The organism is Deltaproteobacteria bacterium, assembly GCA_016210005.1.
In the GTDB taxonomy this organism is placed as follows: Bacteria; Desulfobacterota; Binatia; order HRBIN30; family JACQVA1; genus JACQVA1.
Genome location: JACQVA010000008.1, coordinates 128,316 through 143,519 on the forward strand (window position 1 = coordinate 128,316; position 15,204 = coordinate 143,519).

Annotated in this window: 17 protein-coding genes, 1 tRNA gene and 1 other RNA gene; 11 read left to right on the forward strand and 8 right to left on the reverse strand. The window is 66.4% G+C overall.

Annotation, left to right across the window (positions count from 1 at the left end; genetic code table 11):
- Nucleotides 1-43: 43 nt before the first annotated feature.
- Entirely contained in the window at nucleotides 44-667 is a 624-nt protein-coding gene (leuD, locus tag HY699_01520) for a 3-isopropylmalate dehydratase small subunit (GenBank protein ID MBI4514482.1), read from the reverse strand.
- A gap of 96 nt (nucleotides 668-763) precedes the next feature.
- Complete coding sequence (leuC, locus tag HY699_01525) at nucleotides 764-2,173, reverse strand: 3-isopropylmalate dehydratase large subunit (GenBank protein ID MBI4514483.1); 1,410 nt, start codon at nucleotides 2,171-2,173, stop codon at nucleotides 764-766.
- Between the two features lie 236 nt (nucleotides 2,174-2,409).
- On the opposite strand from leuC, the gene HY699_01530 reads away from it, so the two are divergent.
- From HY699_01530 to ssrA, 4 genes are all read left to right on the forward strand, one after another.
- On the forward strand, nucleotides 2,410-3,063 hold the full coding sequence (locus HY699_01530; protein MBI4514484.1) for a MotA/TolQ/ExbB proton channel family protein: 654 nt from the start codon (nucleotides 2,410-2,412) through the stop codon (nucleotides 3,061-3,063).
- A complete protein-coding gene (locus HY699_01535; GenBank protein MBI4514485.1) occupies nucleotides 3,044-3,457 on the forward strand; it encodes a biopolymer transporter ExbD in 414 nt (137 codons plus the stop codon). Before HY699_01530 ends, HY699_01535 begins: the two co-directional genes overlap by 20 nt.
- 9 nt (nucleotides 3,458-3,466) lie before the next feature.
- Nucleotides 3,467-3,832, forward strand: a complete 366-nt coding sequence (locus tag HY699_01540) for a helix-turn-helix transcriptional regulator (protein MBI4514486.1) — start codon at nucleotides 3,467-3,469, stop codon at nucleotides 3,830-3,832.
- Nucleotides 3,833-4,042: 210 nt separating this feature from the next.
- Nucleotides 4,043-4,388: a transfer-messenger RNA gene (gene ssrA / locus HY699_01545) on the forward strand.
- Between the two features lie 857 nt (nucleotides 4,389-5,245).
- On the opposite strand, the gene HY699_01550 is transcribed toward ssrA, so the two are convergent.
- From HY699_01550 to HY699_01560, 3 genes are all read right to left on the reverse strand, one after another.
- Entirely contained in the window at nucleotides 5,246-5,698 is a 453-nt protein-coding gene (locus HY699_01550) for a PIN domain-containing protein (protein MBI4514487.1), read from the reverse strand.
- A 7-nt stretch (nucleotides 5,699-5,705) separates the two neighbouring features.
- Nucleotides 5,706-5,969: an AbrB/MazE/SpoVT family DNA-binding domain-containing protein gene (locus tag HY699_01555; GenBank protein MBI4514488.1), complete on the reverse strand. Its 264-nt coding sequence runs from the start codon at nucleotides 5,967-5,969 to the stop codon at nucleotides 5,706-5,708.
- A 237-nt stretch (nucleotides 5,970-6,206) separates the two neighbouring features.
- The gene (locus HY699_01560; GenBank protein MBI4514489.1) at nucleotides 6,207-6,512 is read right to left on the reverse strand and encodes a hypothetical protein; all 306 of its coding nucleotides are present in this window, start codon (nucleotides 6,510-6,512) and stop codon (nucleotides 6,207-6,209) included.
- A 642-nt stretch (nucleotides 6,513-7,154) separates the two neighbouring features.
- Between HY699_01560 and HY699_01565 the strand changes: the two genes are divergently transcribed.
- Both HY699_01565 and HY699_01570 read left to right on the forward strand, forming a co-directional pair.
- The gene (locus tag HY699_01565) at nucleotides 7,155-7,433 is read left to right on the forward strand and encodes a type II toxin-antitoxin system RelE/ParE family toxin (GenBank protein ID MBI4514490.1); all 279 of its coding nucleotides are present in this window, start codon (nucleotides 7,155-7,157) and stop codon (nucleotides 7,431-7,433) included.
- Nucleotides 7,434-7,446: 13 nt separating this feature from the next.
- The gene (locus HY699_01570; GenBank protein MBI4514491.1) at nucleotides 7,447-7,749 is read left to right on the forward strand and encodes a HigA family addiction module antidote protein; all 303 of its coding nucleotides are present in this window, start codon (nucleotides 7,447-7,449) and stop codon (nucleotides 7,747-7,749) included.
- Between the two features lie 276 nt (nucleotides 7,750-8,025).
- Here HY699_01570 and HY699_01575 read toward each other — a convergent pair.
- Nucleotides 8,026-8,105: transfer RNA gene (locus HY699_01575), tRNA-Leu, on the reverse strand.
- Nucleotides 8,106-8,631: 526 nt separating this feature from the next.
- Between HY699_01575 and HY699_01580 the strand changes: the two genes are divergently transcribed.
- Nucleotides 8,632-10,806 carry a S8/S53 family peptidase gene (locus tag HY699_01580; protein ID MBI4514492.1) on the forward strand — a complete coding sequence of 725 codons (2,175 nt, stop codon included), beginning with the start codon at nucleotides 8,632-8,634 and terminating at the stop codon, nucleotides 10,804-10,806.
- 101 nt (nucleotides 10,807-10,907) lie between these two features.
- The gene (locus tag HY699_01585; protein ID MBI4514493.1) at nucleotides 10,908-11,711 is read left to right on the forward strand and encodes a helix-turn-helix domain-containing protein; all 804 of its coding nucleotides are present in this window, start codon (nucleotides 10,908-10,910) and stop codon (nucleotides 11,709-11,711) included.
- A gap of 158 nt (nucleotides 11,712-11,869) precedes the next feature.
- Here HY699_01585 and HY699_01590 read toward each other — a convergent pair whose 3' ends face one another.
- Nucleotides 11,870-12,538: a response regulator transcription factor gene (locus HY699_01590; protein ID MBI4514494.1), complete on the reverse strand. Its 669-nt coding sequence runs from the start codon at nucleotides 12,536-12,538 to the stop codon at nucleotides 11,870-11,872.
- 187 nt (nucleotides 12,539-12,725) lie between these two features.
- Between HY699_01590 and HY699_01595 the strand changes: the two genes are divergently transcribed.
- Together HY699_01595 and HY699_01600 are read left to right on the forward strand one after the other, a co-directional pair.
- The gene (locus HY699_01595; protein ID MBI4514495.1) at nucleotides 12,726-13,439 is read left to right on the forward strand and encodes a gamma-glutamyl-gamma-aminobutyrate hydrolase family protein; all 714 of its coding nucleotides are present in this window, start codon (nucleotides 12,726-12,728) and stop codon (nucleotides 13,437-13,439) included.
- Between the two features lie 10 nt (nucleotides 13,440-13,449).
- Complete coding sequence (locus HY699_01600; GenBank protein MBI4514496.1) at nucleotides 13,450-14,085, forward strand: DUF2238 domain-containing protein; 636 nt, start codon at nucleotides 13,450-13,452, stop codon at nucleotides 14,083-14,085.
- Here HY699_01600 and HY699_01605 read toward each other — a convergent pair.
- Nucleotides 14,060-14,875, reverse strand: coding sequence for a glucose 1-dehydrogenase (locus HY699_01605; GenBank protein ID MBI4514497.1), 816 nt, complete (start codon nucleotides 14,873-14,875; stop codon nucleotides 14,060-14,062). The genes HY699_01600 and HY699_01605 overlap by 26 nt on opposite strands.
- A 225-nt stretch (nucleotides 14,876-15,100) precedes the next feature.
- On the opposite strand from HY699_01605, the gene HY699_01610 reads away from it, so the two are divergent.
- On the forward strand, nucleotides 15,101-15,204 hold a 104-nt coding region (locus tag HY699_01610; GenBank protein MBI4514498.1), incomplete at its 3' end, for a GIY-YIG nuclease family protein.

Sequence of the window (15,204 nt, forward strand, 5' to 3'; positions counted from 1 at the left end):
CAGCGCCACCTTGGCGCTGCGCCGAGACCCGCGCCCTGCTCGCTCAAGCTTTGAAGCTGCCGATGTACGGCAGCCGCGCGGCGGTGGCGCGGGTCTGCTCGGTGGCAGCGAGCAATGTGCGGGTGGCATCCCAGGTGCCGTCGAGCAGCTGCCGGCGGACACCGTCGGGCAGGCCGATCGCGTAGGCCGCGCCGCGATAGCGGGCGGTCATGGTGGTAAGATCAACCGTGAGATCGTGCGGCGGATCGGCTTCAACCGCGCTCATGAGCGCGGCCACCTCGGCGGCGCCGGCCGTCACGCAGGGAATCCCGAGGGCAACGCAGTTACCGAAGAAGATGTCGGCGAACGACTCGCCGACGATGGCCTTGATGCCCCAGCGCAGCAGGGCCTGCGGCGCGTGCTCGCGCGAGGAGCCGCAGCCGAAATTCTTGTTGACGACGGCAACACGCGCACCCTTGGCTTGGTACCTGGGGTCGTCCATCACGTGTCCGAGCGGCGCACCGGAGTCGGGATCGAAGCGGGCGTCGTAGAAAGCGTACCGCCCCATGCCGTCGAAGGTGATCGCCTTCATGAAGCGGGCGGGGATGATCCGGTCGGTGTCGATGTCGTTGCCGCGCAGCGGAATCGGCCGGCCGGTGACCGTGCTGATCGGGATCAATTGGCTCATGGCTCCTCGCAGATCTACTTGTTCACAACGGATTGAACGGATTCGACGGGTCAGGAACTTGTCGGAGATCGGTTCTGCAATGCCTCTGCTCTGCACTCAGTTCGTGGCCAGCAGCTTCCTTACGTCGGTGACCGCGCCTTCGATGGCGGCCGCGGCCACCATCGCCGGGCTCATCAGCAACGTGCGGCCCGAGGGGCTGCCTTGGCGGCCCTTGAAGTTGCGGTTGCTCGACGAGGCGCAGAGTTGGCGGCCGACGAGCTTGTCGGGATTCATCGCCAGACACATCGAGCAGCCCGGCAAGCGCCATTCGAAACCCGCGCTGCGGAAGATCTCGTCCAGCCCTTCGGCCTCGGCCGCGCGCGCCACCGCTTGTGATCCGGGCACCACCAGGGCTTTGACCTGGGGTTTCACCTTGCCCAACTTGGCGACCTTGGCGGCCTCGCGCAGATCGGAGAGCCGGCCGTTGGTGCACGAGCCGATGAAGGCGACATCGATGCGGGTGCCGGCGATCGCCGCGCCCGGCTGCAGGCCCATGTAAGCGTAAGCGTCTTCGGCCACTGCGCGCTCGTCGTCGCTCAAGGATTCCGGGCGCGGCAGCCGCTCGTCGACGCCGATGGCTTGTCCGGGATTGATGCCCCAGGTGACCGTAGGCGCGAGCGCGCCGCCATCGAGGCGTACGCTGTCGTGATACGAGGCGTCGGGGTCAGAGGCCATCGACTGCCACCAGACCACCGCGCGTTCGAAAGCCGCGCCCGCGGGGGCGAATTGGCGGCCGCGCAAGTAGTCGAATGTGTGCGCGTCCGGGTTGACGTAACCGCAACGCGCGCCACCCTCGATGCTCATGTTGCAGACGGTCATGCGCTCTTCCATCGCCATGCGCGCGATCACCGCCCCGCCGTACTCGTAGGCCAAGCCGACGCCGCCCTTGACACCGAGCGTGCGGATGACGTGCAGGGTAACGTCCTTGGCGTAGACCCCCGCAGCCAGCGCGCCGTCGACGGCAATGCGGCGCACCCGCGGGCGGGCGATGGCCAAGCACTGGCTAGCGAGAACGTCGCGCACTTGGCTGGTGCCGACGCCGAAGGCAACGGCGCCGAAGGCGCCGTGGGTGCTGGTATGGCTGTCGCCGCAGGCGATGGTGAGGCCGGGCTGGGTGAGTCCCAGCTCGGGGCCGATCACGTGCACGATGCCCTGCTGGCCGGTGGTACGGTCGAGCAGGCGAATGCCACACTGGCGGCAATTGGCCTCGAGCGCACTGAGCATGGCCTCGGCCTGCGCGTCAGCGAACGGGCGCGCGGTGCTGTCGGTCGGGATGATGTGATCGACCGTGGCGATGGTGCGATCGGGAAACGGCACCGCCAGCCCCTGCTCGCGCAGCATTTCGAACGCCTGCGGGCTGGTTACTTCATGAATCAGGTGGAGCCCAATGAACAGCTGCGTCTGCCCGCCCGGCAGCTCGCGCACCGTATGAGCGTCCCACACCTTGTCGAGCAAACTCTTTCCCATTGCGAGACCTCTGGGGCCCATGTCTAGCGAGTCGCGACGCGACATGCCAGCTGGGTTGCCGAACGTGGGATCGGCCCCCGGCCGGAGCGACCGGAGGCGGGCTGCCCTCAGCCCGCAGGTGTGTGGGGCCCAGTCGCGCTCGGCTCAATTGCACGGGTGGCGGGCGTGGGCTATAGCTGCGCCATGGTGGTTTTTCTGGCGTGGCGTAGCGATCGCGGCGCGGCCACTGATTGTCGATGACCCCAACTGGCTTTGTCGAACTGATTGAACACGGCGGTGTGGTGATGTACCCGCTGCTGCTCTGTTCGGTGATCAGCGTGGCGGTGATCGTGGAGCGGCTGTGGTCCTTGATCCGCGCGAGTCGAGGCTCGCGGCGGCTTCACCGAATGGTGGCGGAGGCTTACGAAGACGGCGGCCTGAGCGATGCCCTTGCCGTCTGCCGGCGCGACGATTCGCCGCTGGCGGCGGTGTATCACGCGGTGCTGGCCGCCGCCGATGCCGATGGCCGCGCGCGCATCGCCCAGCGCAAGCTCGGCGAAGTTGCGCGCAGGCTCAAACGCTACATCTGGCTGCTCGGGACCATCGGCAGCCTGGCGCCGTTCATCGGCTTGTTCGGCACCGTGCTCGGCATCATCCGCTCCTTCGAGAACATGGCGGCCACCGGCTCCGGCGGCTTCGCCGTGGTCGCCGCCGGCATTTCGGAAGCGCTCATCGCCACCGCCGGCGGCTTGCTTGTGGGCGTGCTGTCGATCTTCGCTTACAACGCCTTCATGGTCCGCATCAACAACCACGCCGCGGTGCTGCGCGAATGGACCGACGAGTTGCTGATGCAGTTGGCCGCCCCGGTTGCACGCGAAGGGAGCTTGCCGCGTGTCGCTCAGTCCCGCTGACGACGAGGGCGGCGAGGACATCGTCGCCGAGATCAACGTCACCCCGCTCACCGACATCTTTCTGGTGTTGCTGATCATCTTCATGGTCACCAGCACGGCGCTGCTGCAGCAAGGAACGAAGGTGAACCTGCCGCGCGGCGGCGCCGGCGGCAGCGAGCCGGCGGGCATCATCGTAACCGCCACCGCCGACCACCGGCTGGAGTTGAACGGCAAGCCGGTATCCTTCGAGGCGCTGCGGCCGGCGCTGCAAGCCGCGCTCGGCGAGCGCGCCGACAAACACGTGATCCTCCAGGGTGACCGCAGCGTCATCCTGGAAGACGCGGTAAAGATTATGACCATCGCCAAAGAGGCCGGGGCCGATAAGATCGCCATCGCCACCGAGCCCAAGCCCTAGGATTTGCCGGTGCCCGCCAAACGCCCCGCACGTTCGTCTTCGATCGGCGACTACATCCGTCGCCAGCGCGAGCTGGCCAACATCTCCCTGCGTAAGATGGCCGACATGAGCGGCGTGTCACAGGTGGTGCTGGGTGAGATCGAACAGGGGCTGCGCAATCCTTCGCGCACGCTGCTGCAGTCCATCGCCACCGCCCTGCGCCTGTCGGCCGAGACCCTGCAATTGCAGGCCGGGGTCATCGATCCGCAAGACATCGATGAGGCCGACGTCGTTCGCGAGATTCACCGCGACCCGCACCTCACCGACCGCCAGCGCGATGTCCTGGTCGAGATCTACTCCGCTTTTCGCGCCATCAACCGCACCCGGCGAGATTAGCGGCGCCGTCATCGCACGCACCGGCAGGGCCTACTAAGCGGCCATCGAGGCCGGCGCGCAGCTTGCGAGTGCGCTCGGCAGCCGCTACAGTCCGAGGCGTTGCCGGCGCCGTTTTGCTGGCGCCAAGTTCTTTGAGGATCGGTGACTCATCACTCGTCACTCATCCCCTCGCTGGTCACCGGTCACTGGCCGCTGATCACTGTTCGACACGGGGGCGATCTGGATTCGACGGGGGTAGGAACGCCGAGGTTGCGTGCCCGGGATCCTGGGTACCGGTAACAACCCCAGGGCTGCTTAAACGCAGACGAACCTGTAGCACTGGCTGCCTAAGGGCAACCACGTCTGACTTGGCCGCGCCCGTAGGCTGAGATCAGGCGACGCAAATCGGGATAAGCGGCGGCGAGGGCTCGGGCGCCGCTGACGAAAATGCACGAGCTGGTTGTCGGCGATCCTGTTCGTGGGAGCGCCGGCCACGAGAACAAAGCACGAAACTACGCACGTAGACGCCCAGGCCGACCGCTTCCGGACGGGGGTTCGATTCCCCCCGCCTCCATCCTTCGCTCTTCTTCGCTGCGCTCAGAAGAGCTACGGATGGCATGCCCTCTTAGGCAGCGACAAGAGCGAAGGATGCCCTCCGCCGCACGAGGCTCTGGAGGGCAGGCCCGCCGTAGCCTCATGATCCTCGAAGCCTCTTGGCGAAGGGGATTGGCGTAGGAGGGCTGCGCTGCTGGCGCCGCGATCGCGCTCCGCGAGCTTCGGATGACATGCCATGCAAGTCAGCGCAGCGAGAAGGAGCGCAGGATGATGAAGTAGGTGCTTCGGCCTGCCAACCGAAGCCTCATGACCACCGAAGCCAGGCGAAGGTGGTTGGCGAACGTCGGCCTCGGCGAGCCGTGCGGCCTGCAACCTGCTGAGTGCGTCTGCGACATGCCCGCCGGAGCCCGGGCGAAGGTGGGATCGTGGCACGGTGCTCGCTACCTGGCTTTCAGACTCGCTGAAACCGGTTGTCTCCGCTTCGCTCCGAGAGACAACCACGCTTACAGTAACTCCCGCGCGAGCGGCCGAAGCCGCGGGGGTCAGCCCCTGAATAAGAAATAGGGCGGCATGCAGAGGCGCTTCCCATGGCACGTCCACAGCGGATCGCGCTTGCGGGGCGCGGTGTACCGCGTCACGGCGCGGTCACCAAAGCCAAGACAAGCTGACGCCCAAAGAGCAAACTGGACCAATGGCGCGCCTGCCCGTTGCGCTACCGGACCTGGCGGCCGCCCACATGGACCGGCCCACGACGTTCTCTCCGGTGATCGCAGCGGTTGCGCGGCATGGGACGATGTTTCGCGACGATATCGTCACGGCCTTCCGGGTCAGGCATCAGCGATGCTGGCCAGCCGTTCACGGCCGCGCTCAGTGCTCGCGTCAGGCCACGAGCCTCGCCCCCGGCACAACAATGTCGACTCCCGCCGGCGCGAGCGCCCGGAAGTGACGCTGGTTGAACGTGAGCAAAGCGGAGGCTTTGGCTTTGACCGCACAGCGTGCAATCACGGCGTCGTAGGTGCGACCTCCCGCAATCGCATTGCTCGGCGCCTCCCGTAAGAGACTGCGGTAGGACGCCGCATCGAGTGCCATCAGCCTGCCGGCGCGCAGGAAGTTCGCGTCCAACACCGCCATCGCGTCGGCAGGCGAAAGACGATGTGGCGGCGGGAGGCGTGTCAACACTGCGTACGCCTCGACGAGGGCCGGCGCAACCACGATCATCGGGTCCTTCGAGCCGAGCCGCCGGTTGAGTTCCGCCTCGGCGGGTGCGTGATGCTCGTGCCACGCGCACACGGCGGCTACAATGCAGCTGGTATCGGGGACGAACCCCGCCACGCCGGTGTCACTCGCGCCCGCGCCGCTCGCGACGTAGCACCCGACGGGTTCGTTCCACCGTCTCCGCGCGTAACGGGCCGGTCTTTCCCTCCGGAACGGCGACCAGAAGCCGTCCCTGGCGCACGAGTTTCACCGGCGTCGGTGCCGGCTCGATCTCCACCCGTCCGTCGCGCCAGCGCACCTCGAGGGGTGTGCCCGGCCTCAGCCCGGCCTCGCGTCGGATCTCGCCAGGGATCACCAGTCGCCCGGCCGAATCCATGGTCGTCTTCATGGCATGGCATCTACCACCCAGGTTGGCGCCGTTCAACGCCGGCGACCAGACGCCGATCGGGGTGGCTTGGGTTGCCTACGCCGGTGCTACGGCCGCTATCGTGCTTCTCCTCGATCGAGCGGCAATCACCGCGTCTCTCGGGGGAAACCGTGCTCGGTGGGAGGGCCGCCCCCCCGGGCCCGACCTACGACGTTCTCTCCTGTAATCGCAGCTGTCGTGCGGCACGGCACCATGCGCTCACGCAGCGGCGCGCGGTTTGGCCCGGCGGCGGCGTGCGCCACTTTCATGTGCCAGGCGTTCCCGCAGCCACGGGTTGGCGATCGTCTCGGGGCTCACGCCGCGAGCCGCTGCCACGGCATGTAACTCCCGCGCGGGCCGGGGTTCGACCGCGAAGAGATGCGACTGCCGTTGCAGGTGGAACGACACGGACGCCGGCTCGGTTTGGTCCCAGTAATCCGCGAGATCGTGCGTGTCCCAGAATCGGCCGGCCGCTTCCGCGGTGCGGAAGTGTCGTGGAATACCCGCTGTCTTAGCTCTTGCCATAGCGGTTCCGCTCCTTTGCGCTCATGTCGCGGGCACTGATAACCAGGGCCCTTGCGCCCGCCTTACGAACGTGTCGAGCGAGATGATCTCGCGAACGTCCACATCCCTCCCCGTGTCGTTGTGATTGGCTCCGACCCCTTCGCAACGCTCACCAGATGGCCGAGCGCACGGCTACGAGGCCTCGATGCTACCGGGCCGGAGCTTGGCGCGACTCCGGCGCATGAAGTTCCACAATGCTTCCATCTCCACGACGCGCGTTCCACCGACAGACGCACCGCCTCGGCGTCCGTGGTGGCGCCCAACGCTCGCCTCGCACGTCGTACCGCGACCTCGTCTACGAAGAGGGCTTTGCGCTTCAGGTTCGATCGTGCTGCCATCGCATCCCTCGCTGTGTCGTGCGCACCGGCATGCCGGATCAAGCCCTGGATACGACAGCCCTGGATGCGGTGTGGCGGTGAAGGAGATCCCGTCCGCAGGGTGGAACGTCGGGCGATCCTTCGCGACGATACCGACCGAGGGAGTTTTCTGCGCCGGCTGTGTCGTCGCAAAGGAAGAAGCACTAGGGTGCCCCGGTCGAAGGGGCCTTGAGTTGACCACACGTCATTCCGTTGACATGCGACACGTGTCGCACTACGGTTGCCCATGATCCAGAGCTTTCGGCATCGCGGGCTCAAACGGCTCTATGAAAAAGACGATCGCAAGGGCCTCCCTGCGGACCGGGTGGATAAAATCGGGCGTATCCTCGCCCGCCTCGACGAAGCCGACGAGCCGCAGAAGATGAACCTTCCCGGCTTCCAGCTTCACCCCCTCACGGGAGATATGAAAGGGTTTTGGGCCGTCAGCGTCTCGGGCAACTGGCGCATCATCTTCCGTTTCGAGGCCGGTCATGCCCGCGACGTCGACTTGGTCGACTATCATTAAGGAGGACAACACGATGGCCATGAAGAACCCACCGCACCCCGGGCTCTCGGTCAAGCACGACTGCCTTGACCCCTTGGGTCTCACTGTCACTGCCGCCGCCAAGCTCCTCGGTGTGACCCGCCAGACCCTCAATGACCTGGTCCACGCCCGCCGCGGGATCTCGCCGGAAATGGCCATTCGACTCGACCTCGCTTTCGGTGGTGGCGCAGACACCTGGCTGCGGATGCAGACAACCTATGATCTCGCCAAAGCTCGCCTGACCGCAAAGGGCAGAATCAAGGTGAAGCGCTACGTCGGCGCGGCCCGCGCTGCCTGATTGAAAACGAGCCGCCAACTGGCTGGATTGCCCGATGGCTCGGACTCACGATCGGCGTCCGGATCGCATGGCTTGAGCAGCAGACCGGGGTGAGCTACGCCACGCTGCGCCGGCACTACGGCCAGTGGATGCCGAGCGAAGGTCGCACCGAGCTGCAACGTTTCGCGGAACTGGACCCTACCCTGTTTGGCTCGACACCAGTCAAATCGTCCCCCACTTCAAGGCAGCGCGGGGGACAATTTCCGAAAAGGCCACGCGATCACTACGTGGGTGAAGTGCGAGAGGGGGGACTCGAACCCCCACGGTTGCCCACTGGATCCTAAGTCCAGCGCGTCTGCCAGTTCCGCCACTCTCGCTCGTGTCTACCCTGCCCCACTGCAAGCCAGTGCCGTTGGACTAGCAGGTCGCCGCACTGGCCCGCAACCCTCGCGCGTGGGACAGCTCCTACCGCGCGCCGGCACTGGTTTTCAGACGCGCGCATGCGACGTGGCTGGTAGGCCGGCAACAAGCGGGCGCGAGGGGGGCGTCCGGCGGATCGTTACCGATTCCGCAATGCGGGCGAGAACGGCACCGGAGTACCGCCTAGCAGCGGTCCTCACAGCCCAACAGGAGGCACCTCGGGACGCGCTCCCTCACCATTGGCTGTGGCATATGTCCTGCTCTCTCCTCGTGACAGCGGCACGCGCCCAACTGCGCCGTCGGGAGCGCGCCGCGATCCGAGGAAGAGCGAGGCAATGACCGCCGTGCAAGCGAGCAGTGCCCGTGAAACCGCTCACATTCGCCAGTGCATGTCTCATAGCTCTGAGCGCTCAGCTGACCTGCGCTTCGAGGGCTGGGGCCAACGATGACCGGAGCCTTATCCACAATAATCAGCCACCGGCCGTGCGCGGCGCGCACGCGCGCGGGGCTACGGAACGTAGCCGCGAGCTGTCGCTCGTTGTGGGCCTCAAGCTGCGCCACGCCGACGAACTGGCGCGGCTGCTGCGCGACATGTCCGACCCCGGCTCGCCGCACTACCGGCGCTACTTGCAGCCGGAGGAGTTCGCCGAGCGTTTCGGCCCGGCACCACAGGATGTTACTGCCGTGGTCAAGCATCTCGGCGACAATGGGTTGACGGTTGCCGATGTCAGTGCCTCGCAGCAGTTAATTACCGCGACCGGCAGCGTCGCCGCCGCCGAGCGTGCATTCGGCGTCAGCGTGATTGATTACGATCAGAACGGCGCGCCCTTCTTTGCACCGCAGCAAGCCCCGGCCTTGCCGGCAGCGATCGCGGGTGCAGTCAGCAGCGTACAAGGCTTGGAGAATCATACCGAACTGCGTGCGTTCAACACCGGCGGGCGCATCCCGCCGCAGGACCGCTCTCCCTTCGGCCCGGGGGACATTGCCCGCCTGTACAACTTCTCCCCGTTCTATGCCGCCGGCGTCCGCGGCAACGACAGCCGCGCCTCGACCATAGCCATCGCAACCGCGTTCGGCTTCGAGGCCAGCGATGTCGCCGAGTTCTGGCGCGCGCTGGGGGTGAACCGGCGAGCTGACCAGCTTGAAGTCATTGCCATCGGCGGAGCCCTCACACGCAACATCGACGAAACCACTTTGGACGTTGAGTGGGCCGGGGCGATGGCGCCCGGTGCGCGGCTGCTGGTCTACGCCGGAGCCGACAGCGCCGTTTCCACCTTCACCCTCGTTTACGACCGCATCGTCAGCGATAATCGCGCGGCCGTCGTCACCGTAAGCTGGGGGCTATGCGAGAAGTACATGCCCGCGGCCTACCTGGATCAGACCCACGCTATCTTTCAGCGGGCCGCAGCCCAAGGCATCACCATCGCGGCTGCCTCTGGCGACCACGGCGCCTTTGAGTGCGGCTCCAGCACGCCCGAGGTCAACTATCCCGCCTCCGATCCGTTAGTGACCGCGATCGGGGGCACGACGTTAGAGGTCAGTCCCGATGGCCGCCGCCTCAGCGAGCGCGCCTGGACTGGGAGCGGCGGCGGCGTGAGCCGGGTGTGGCAGCGCCCGTCGTGGCAGATGAACTCCGCGGCCTGGCGTCAATCGGCCGATGTCGCCTTCAACGCCGACCCCGGCACCGGCTACTACGTGCACAACAACGGCACCTGGTGGCAGTACGGCGGCACCAGCCTTGGCGCTCCGATTTGGGCCGCGCTGCTAGCTCTCACCAACCAGTACCGCAGCCAGCTCGGCCAGGGAGAGCTCGGAGTTGCAGCGCCGGCCCTTTGCGAAGTGGGCACCCAGCCGGCGGCCGGCGGCGCACTCATCGATGTCACCGAAGGCAACAACGGCCACTACGAAGCCGCAGCGGGCTGGGATTATCCGACGGGCTGGGGTGTGCCGGACGCTTGGGCGCTGGCCGAGGCCTTGGCCGCGCCGGCGTCCGCACCCCTGAGCGAGGGCGGCTCCAGCCTGACGGCGTATCTGCTTCCGGCCTCGGCGGCGGTGCGCGGCTCGGTCCGCGTCAGCGCCGTGTCGCACTGCGGTCGGGCTCGCGTCACGGCCAGTGTGCGCGGTCTGCCAGCCGGTCTCTATCGGCTGGCAGTGGATGCGGTACCGGTGCGGGAGTTTGCGGTCTCGCGCAGTGGCCGCGCGCGCACCCAGGTGGCAGCAGTCGACCCGCGCGGCCGCCTGGTGTCCCTGTTGGATGAGGATGGCCGCACGCTGTTCGCGGCTGAATTTCCCGACCAACCACTGCCGAGCATCCGCTTGCAAGCACCCCTGCAAAGCCGCGGGCGTTTCCCCGCTGCGCGCGGGTTGGCGAGCTACCGCAGCGCGGAGGGGGCGGAGCAGTTCACACTCAAGGTCAGTGGGCTGCCGGCGGGAACCTACGAGCTGTGGGTGGGCAACCAGCTGGCGGCCACGCTGCAAGTCGAGGCCGGTGCCAGCGGCCAGTCGAGCGGCAGCCTGCGCTTCGATTCGCGCAACTTGGCGGGGTCGCCGAGCCCGGTGGAGCTGCGCTGCCAAAGCCTGCGCTTGCGGCGCGACGGCGTCGTCGCGCTCGAACTGACGGCCACCGCGCCCGGCACGGGCATCTGCCCGGCGCTGTAGCCGGACCCGCGCCGCCGAGGTCGTAAGGCATTCTCCCGCCCACTTATCCGGTGGGTACCCGAAGCGGGTCCGCCCGCGTGGTGTGCCAGTATGCGTCTGCTATGGCAAGCGCAAACAACGTGCAACGAATCCCGCTGACGCCCGCCGAGCGCGCGGAGCTGGAGCGGATCATCGAGGTTGGACCGGCCAACTTGGCTCGCCGCGCTCACATCATACTGGCGCGCGCCGAGGGTGAGCCGCTCAGCGCCATCGCCCGCAGTGTCGGCTTGCACCGCGACAGCGTGCGCCGGTGGCTGATCCGCTATCGCAACCGGGGCGCGGCCGGGCTGCAACATGGTAACGCCGGTAAACCCAAGAACGTGGTGTTCGACGCCACTGTCCGGACGGAGATCTGCCGCCGTGCCAGCACGCCGCCGGCGGCGCTGGGAGAGCCGTACTCGACGTGGTCGCTCTACAAGCTGCGCGACCATCTGATCGAGCGCGACATTGTACGCACCATCAGCGTCGAGCGCCTGCGGCAATTGCTGAGCGCCGCCGGGTTTGCGCGTCAGTACTGGCATCAGCCGAGTACGGTGGGTCCGCTGGCTCCTGAGGTTCGCCATCAGCTGGTCGCGCTCGTCCGCCACCCCGAGAGCGACGAAGCCCAACGCGCTCGCGCGGTACTGGCGATCGCCGACGGCGCCAGCATTAGCGCCGTGGCCAGCACCTTCCACCTCGGCAAGAGCAGTATTCGCCGTTGGCTCGATCACTTCCGGCTCGGCGGCATCGCCGGCCTGACGGCGCCGCCCGAGCCCGCTGCGGCGCCAACCGAGCACGGCCGCAACGGCACCGCTCCATCAGTGACGCCGCCGTTTACGTTCGGTACTGGGCCTAGTCGCTTCGACGATCTTGATCCTTCTCGCTGATGGACTCTTACCCCGGCACATCTGGCACCCCGGCAGATCGATCGGAATTGCCGCTGCTGGGGTTTGTGACGGGGGTCGGGCTCAGCACGCTGCTGTGGCTTGTAGCTGTGGTCAGCCTTTGGCTCTTACTCGCCACTCGGTAAGCGGGAGCACGCTGTCTACGGCTGCACGATCTTCTTGCGAATCGCGTAGCGAACCAAGCCCGCGGTTTCGTGAATCCCGAGCTTGCCCATCAACCGCGCGCGGTGCGTTTCAATCGTCTTTACGCTCACGCTCAGTTGCAGTGCGATCTCTTTGTTGCTGAGTCCCTCGGCGATGAGCTGCAAAACCTCTACCTCACGCAGCGTGAGATCGTCTACCGGGCCATCGAGCGGCTGTGCGCCGAAGCCGATCGTGCGCTGCGGGGCAGGCTCGGCGATCTCCGGGCTGAAATACATCTCACCGCGGCGGACTTTACGGATCGCCTGCGCCAGCTCGGCGGCGACGGCCTGCTTGAGCACGTACCCGCGCACTCCGGCGGCCAACGCTTGGGTGACATACGCCCGGTCGTTATGCACGGTCAGCATGATAACCCCGGTTTCCGGTAAAGAGCGGCGAATTTGCGAGGCGGCGGTCAAACCGTTGAGCCGGGGCATCGAGACGTCCAAGATCGCAACCTGCGGCTGTACCCGTTGAGCCAGCTCGACCGCCTCCTTGCCGTCGGCCGCCTCTCCTACAACCACCAAGTCGGGCTCACCACGCAGCAGCGACACGATCCCCTCGCGCACGACGGCATGATCGTCAGCCACAAGAATAGTAATCGCCCGAGTTGGTTCGGCAGCAATCACGGTTCCCCCCCTTTGACCCATCGGCAGCGTGGCGTCAAGCCTATATTCTAGGTAGGCAACGCGCGTACTCCGCCCGCGACTGCACTGCCCGGCCGCCGGCTGGTAAGCTGACCGTCGCGCCGGTCGCTGCAAGGCTCGCAGTCTTGTTCGTAAACCGGTATTGTCAGCGGCTGCAGAGGAGGTGTACGTGTCAGATGTCTGGGTTGTTCAGCACACAGACTGCGAAACCCTGGGCACCATTGCCGGAGCGCTCGACCGCGTCGGGGTCGGTGCACAAGTGGTGAGAATCTTCGAACAACAACCGTTGCCGGCGGCGCTCGGCGAGGCCGCCGGGTTGATCATCATGGGCGGCCCGATGGGTGTCTACGAACAGGCTGAGTATCCCTTTCTGAGTGACGAAATGCGCTTGCTCGAGCAGGCACTGAGGCAGCGCAAACCGGTGCTTGGAGTCTGTCTCGGCAGTCAGTTGCTGGCGGCCACGCTGGGCGGCGCGGTCACTAAAGGCAAGTGCAAGGAGATCGGCTGGCACCCGATCAGGCTGGCCGCGGCGGCGGCCAGCGATCAGCTGTGGCGCGACGTTGCCTCGCCTTTCGTCGGCTACCACTGGCACGGCGACGTTTTCGAGGTACCGCGCGGCGCGGTGCCGCTGGCCAGCTCTGGGCTAACTGCCTGCCAGGCATTTCGTTACGGCGACAACGCTTACGGGTTCTTGTTTCACATGGAAGTCACCGAGCAGATCATCGCCGGGATGGTGCGGGCGTTTCCAGCTGAGATGGAACAAGCCGGCGTCACCGGCGACGCCATCATCACCGGCGCCAAGAACCATCTCGCCACACTGCAAGCCGTCGGCGACCGGGTGTTCTCGCGCTGGGCACAATTGCTGATCCAGCCCACGGTCTGAGCCTGGCACCATGGCGCGTAACGGTGAACTGCTGGCTTTACTGGGCGCCACACTGGCGGCGCTGGCGCTGTCAGCGATTGCGCCGCATGATTACTTCACGTGGGTGTTGGAGGTAGCGCCGGTGTTGCTGGTGTTGCCGCTGTTGTTCGTCACCTATCGGCGATTTCGACTGACAGCGCTTGTTTACCGGCTGCTCTTCGTGCACGCGCTGATTCTGATAATCGGCGGCCATTACACTTACGCGCAGGTGCCGCTCGGTTTCTGGGTGCGCGACTTGCTGGGGCTGGCGCGCAATCACTACGATCGGGTCGGGCATTTCGCCCAGGGTTTCGTGCCGGCAATCGTGGCGCGAGAGATCCTGCTGCGGCACTCGCTATTGCCGGCCGGCCGCTGGCTCTTCTTCCTGGTGCTATGTGTCTGCCTGGCCGCTAGTGCTACCTACGAGTTGATCGAATGGGGCGCCGCCGTGGCCACCGGCGAGGCCGCCACGGCCTTTCTCGGCACCCAGGGTGATCCCTGGGACACGCAGTGGGACATGTTTCTTGCGCTCATCGGCGCCGCCGCCAGCCAGCGGCTGCTGGCCCGACTTCACGACCGCCAGCTGCAGCGGCTGGCTGCGGTCACGACGGCCCGACGCGCAACGTAATGCCGCCGTCGACCGCGATCGCCTGGCCGGTGATGTTCTCGCCGTCGGCGCCGCACAGAAACACGGTCAGCTTGCCGATGTCGGCTGGGGTTTGCTCGCGGCCGAGGGGCACCGCGCGTTTGACCTGTGCCAGGAAGATGTCGCGGAGTTCCATGTCGGCGTACTGCGGCACGCTCATCTTCATCATCATCGCCAGCATTTCCCACGCGCGCGTCCACAGAAAGCCGGGACAGATGGCGTTGACGCGGATATTGTGCGCCGCCAGCTCCAGCGCCAAACTCTTGGTCAGCGAGATCACCCCCGCCTTGGCGGCACCGTAAGCGGGAATCGCTACTGCGGGTATCTGGCCGGCGATCGAAGCGATGTTGACGATCGCGCCGCCGCCGCGTTGCTGCATGTGCGCGATGGCGGCCTTTGTGGTCGCGAAGACGGTGCGCAAGTTGGTGGCGACTTGATCGTCCCAGCCCGCCTGATCGATGCGCGTGAACGGGTTACCGATGGCGGTGGCGCTGTTGAGCCCGCCACCACCGGCGTTGTTGACGACGATATCCAAGCCGCCGAACTGCGCCACCACCTGCGCAACCGCTCGCTCGGCGTCGACTTCCTGCGAGACGTCGGCAGCAAGGGCGCAAGCGCCGCCGCCGAGCACGGCGGCGGTAGCCTCAGCCTCCGCTCCGTCAATATCAACGAGTCCGAGCTGCGCCCCCTCGGCTGCCAGACAACGCGCGATGCCCGCCCCGATCCCGCGCGCCCCGCCGGTAACAATCGCCACCTTACCTTTCAGTCGCATAACCAATCTCCTGCGCCATTTGCCCTCTCGGCCGCCATAGTGCCAGCACAACCCCGCGGTCTCAACGTCTGCCCGGGGGCCGCGCGGCGCCGACTCGTCACCTCCGGCGACAGCTGGGTACGGGGTGCGCGACAAATTCGTGGGTAACGTGGTGCCGACCCATCCTGTTCGGTGTTATGGCCGTCATTCCCGCGAAAGCGGGAATCCAGTTTCGCGTTTGGCGCTATGGACAAGCAGTTCTGCGTTTACATCCTGGCCAGCAAACGGAACGGCACGCTGTACATTGGGGTGAGCTCACAGCTGGCAACGCGGGTGTGGCAGCATAAGAG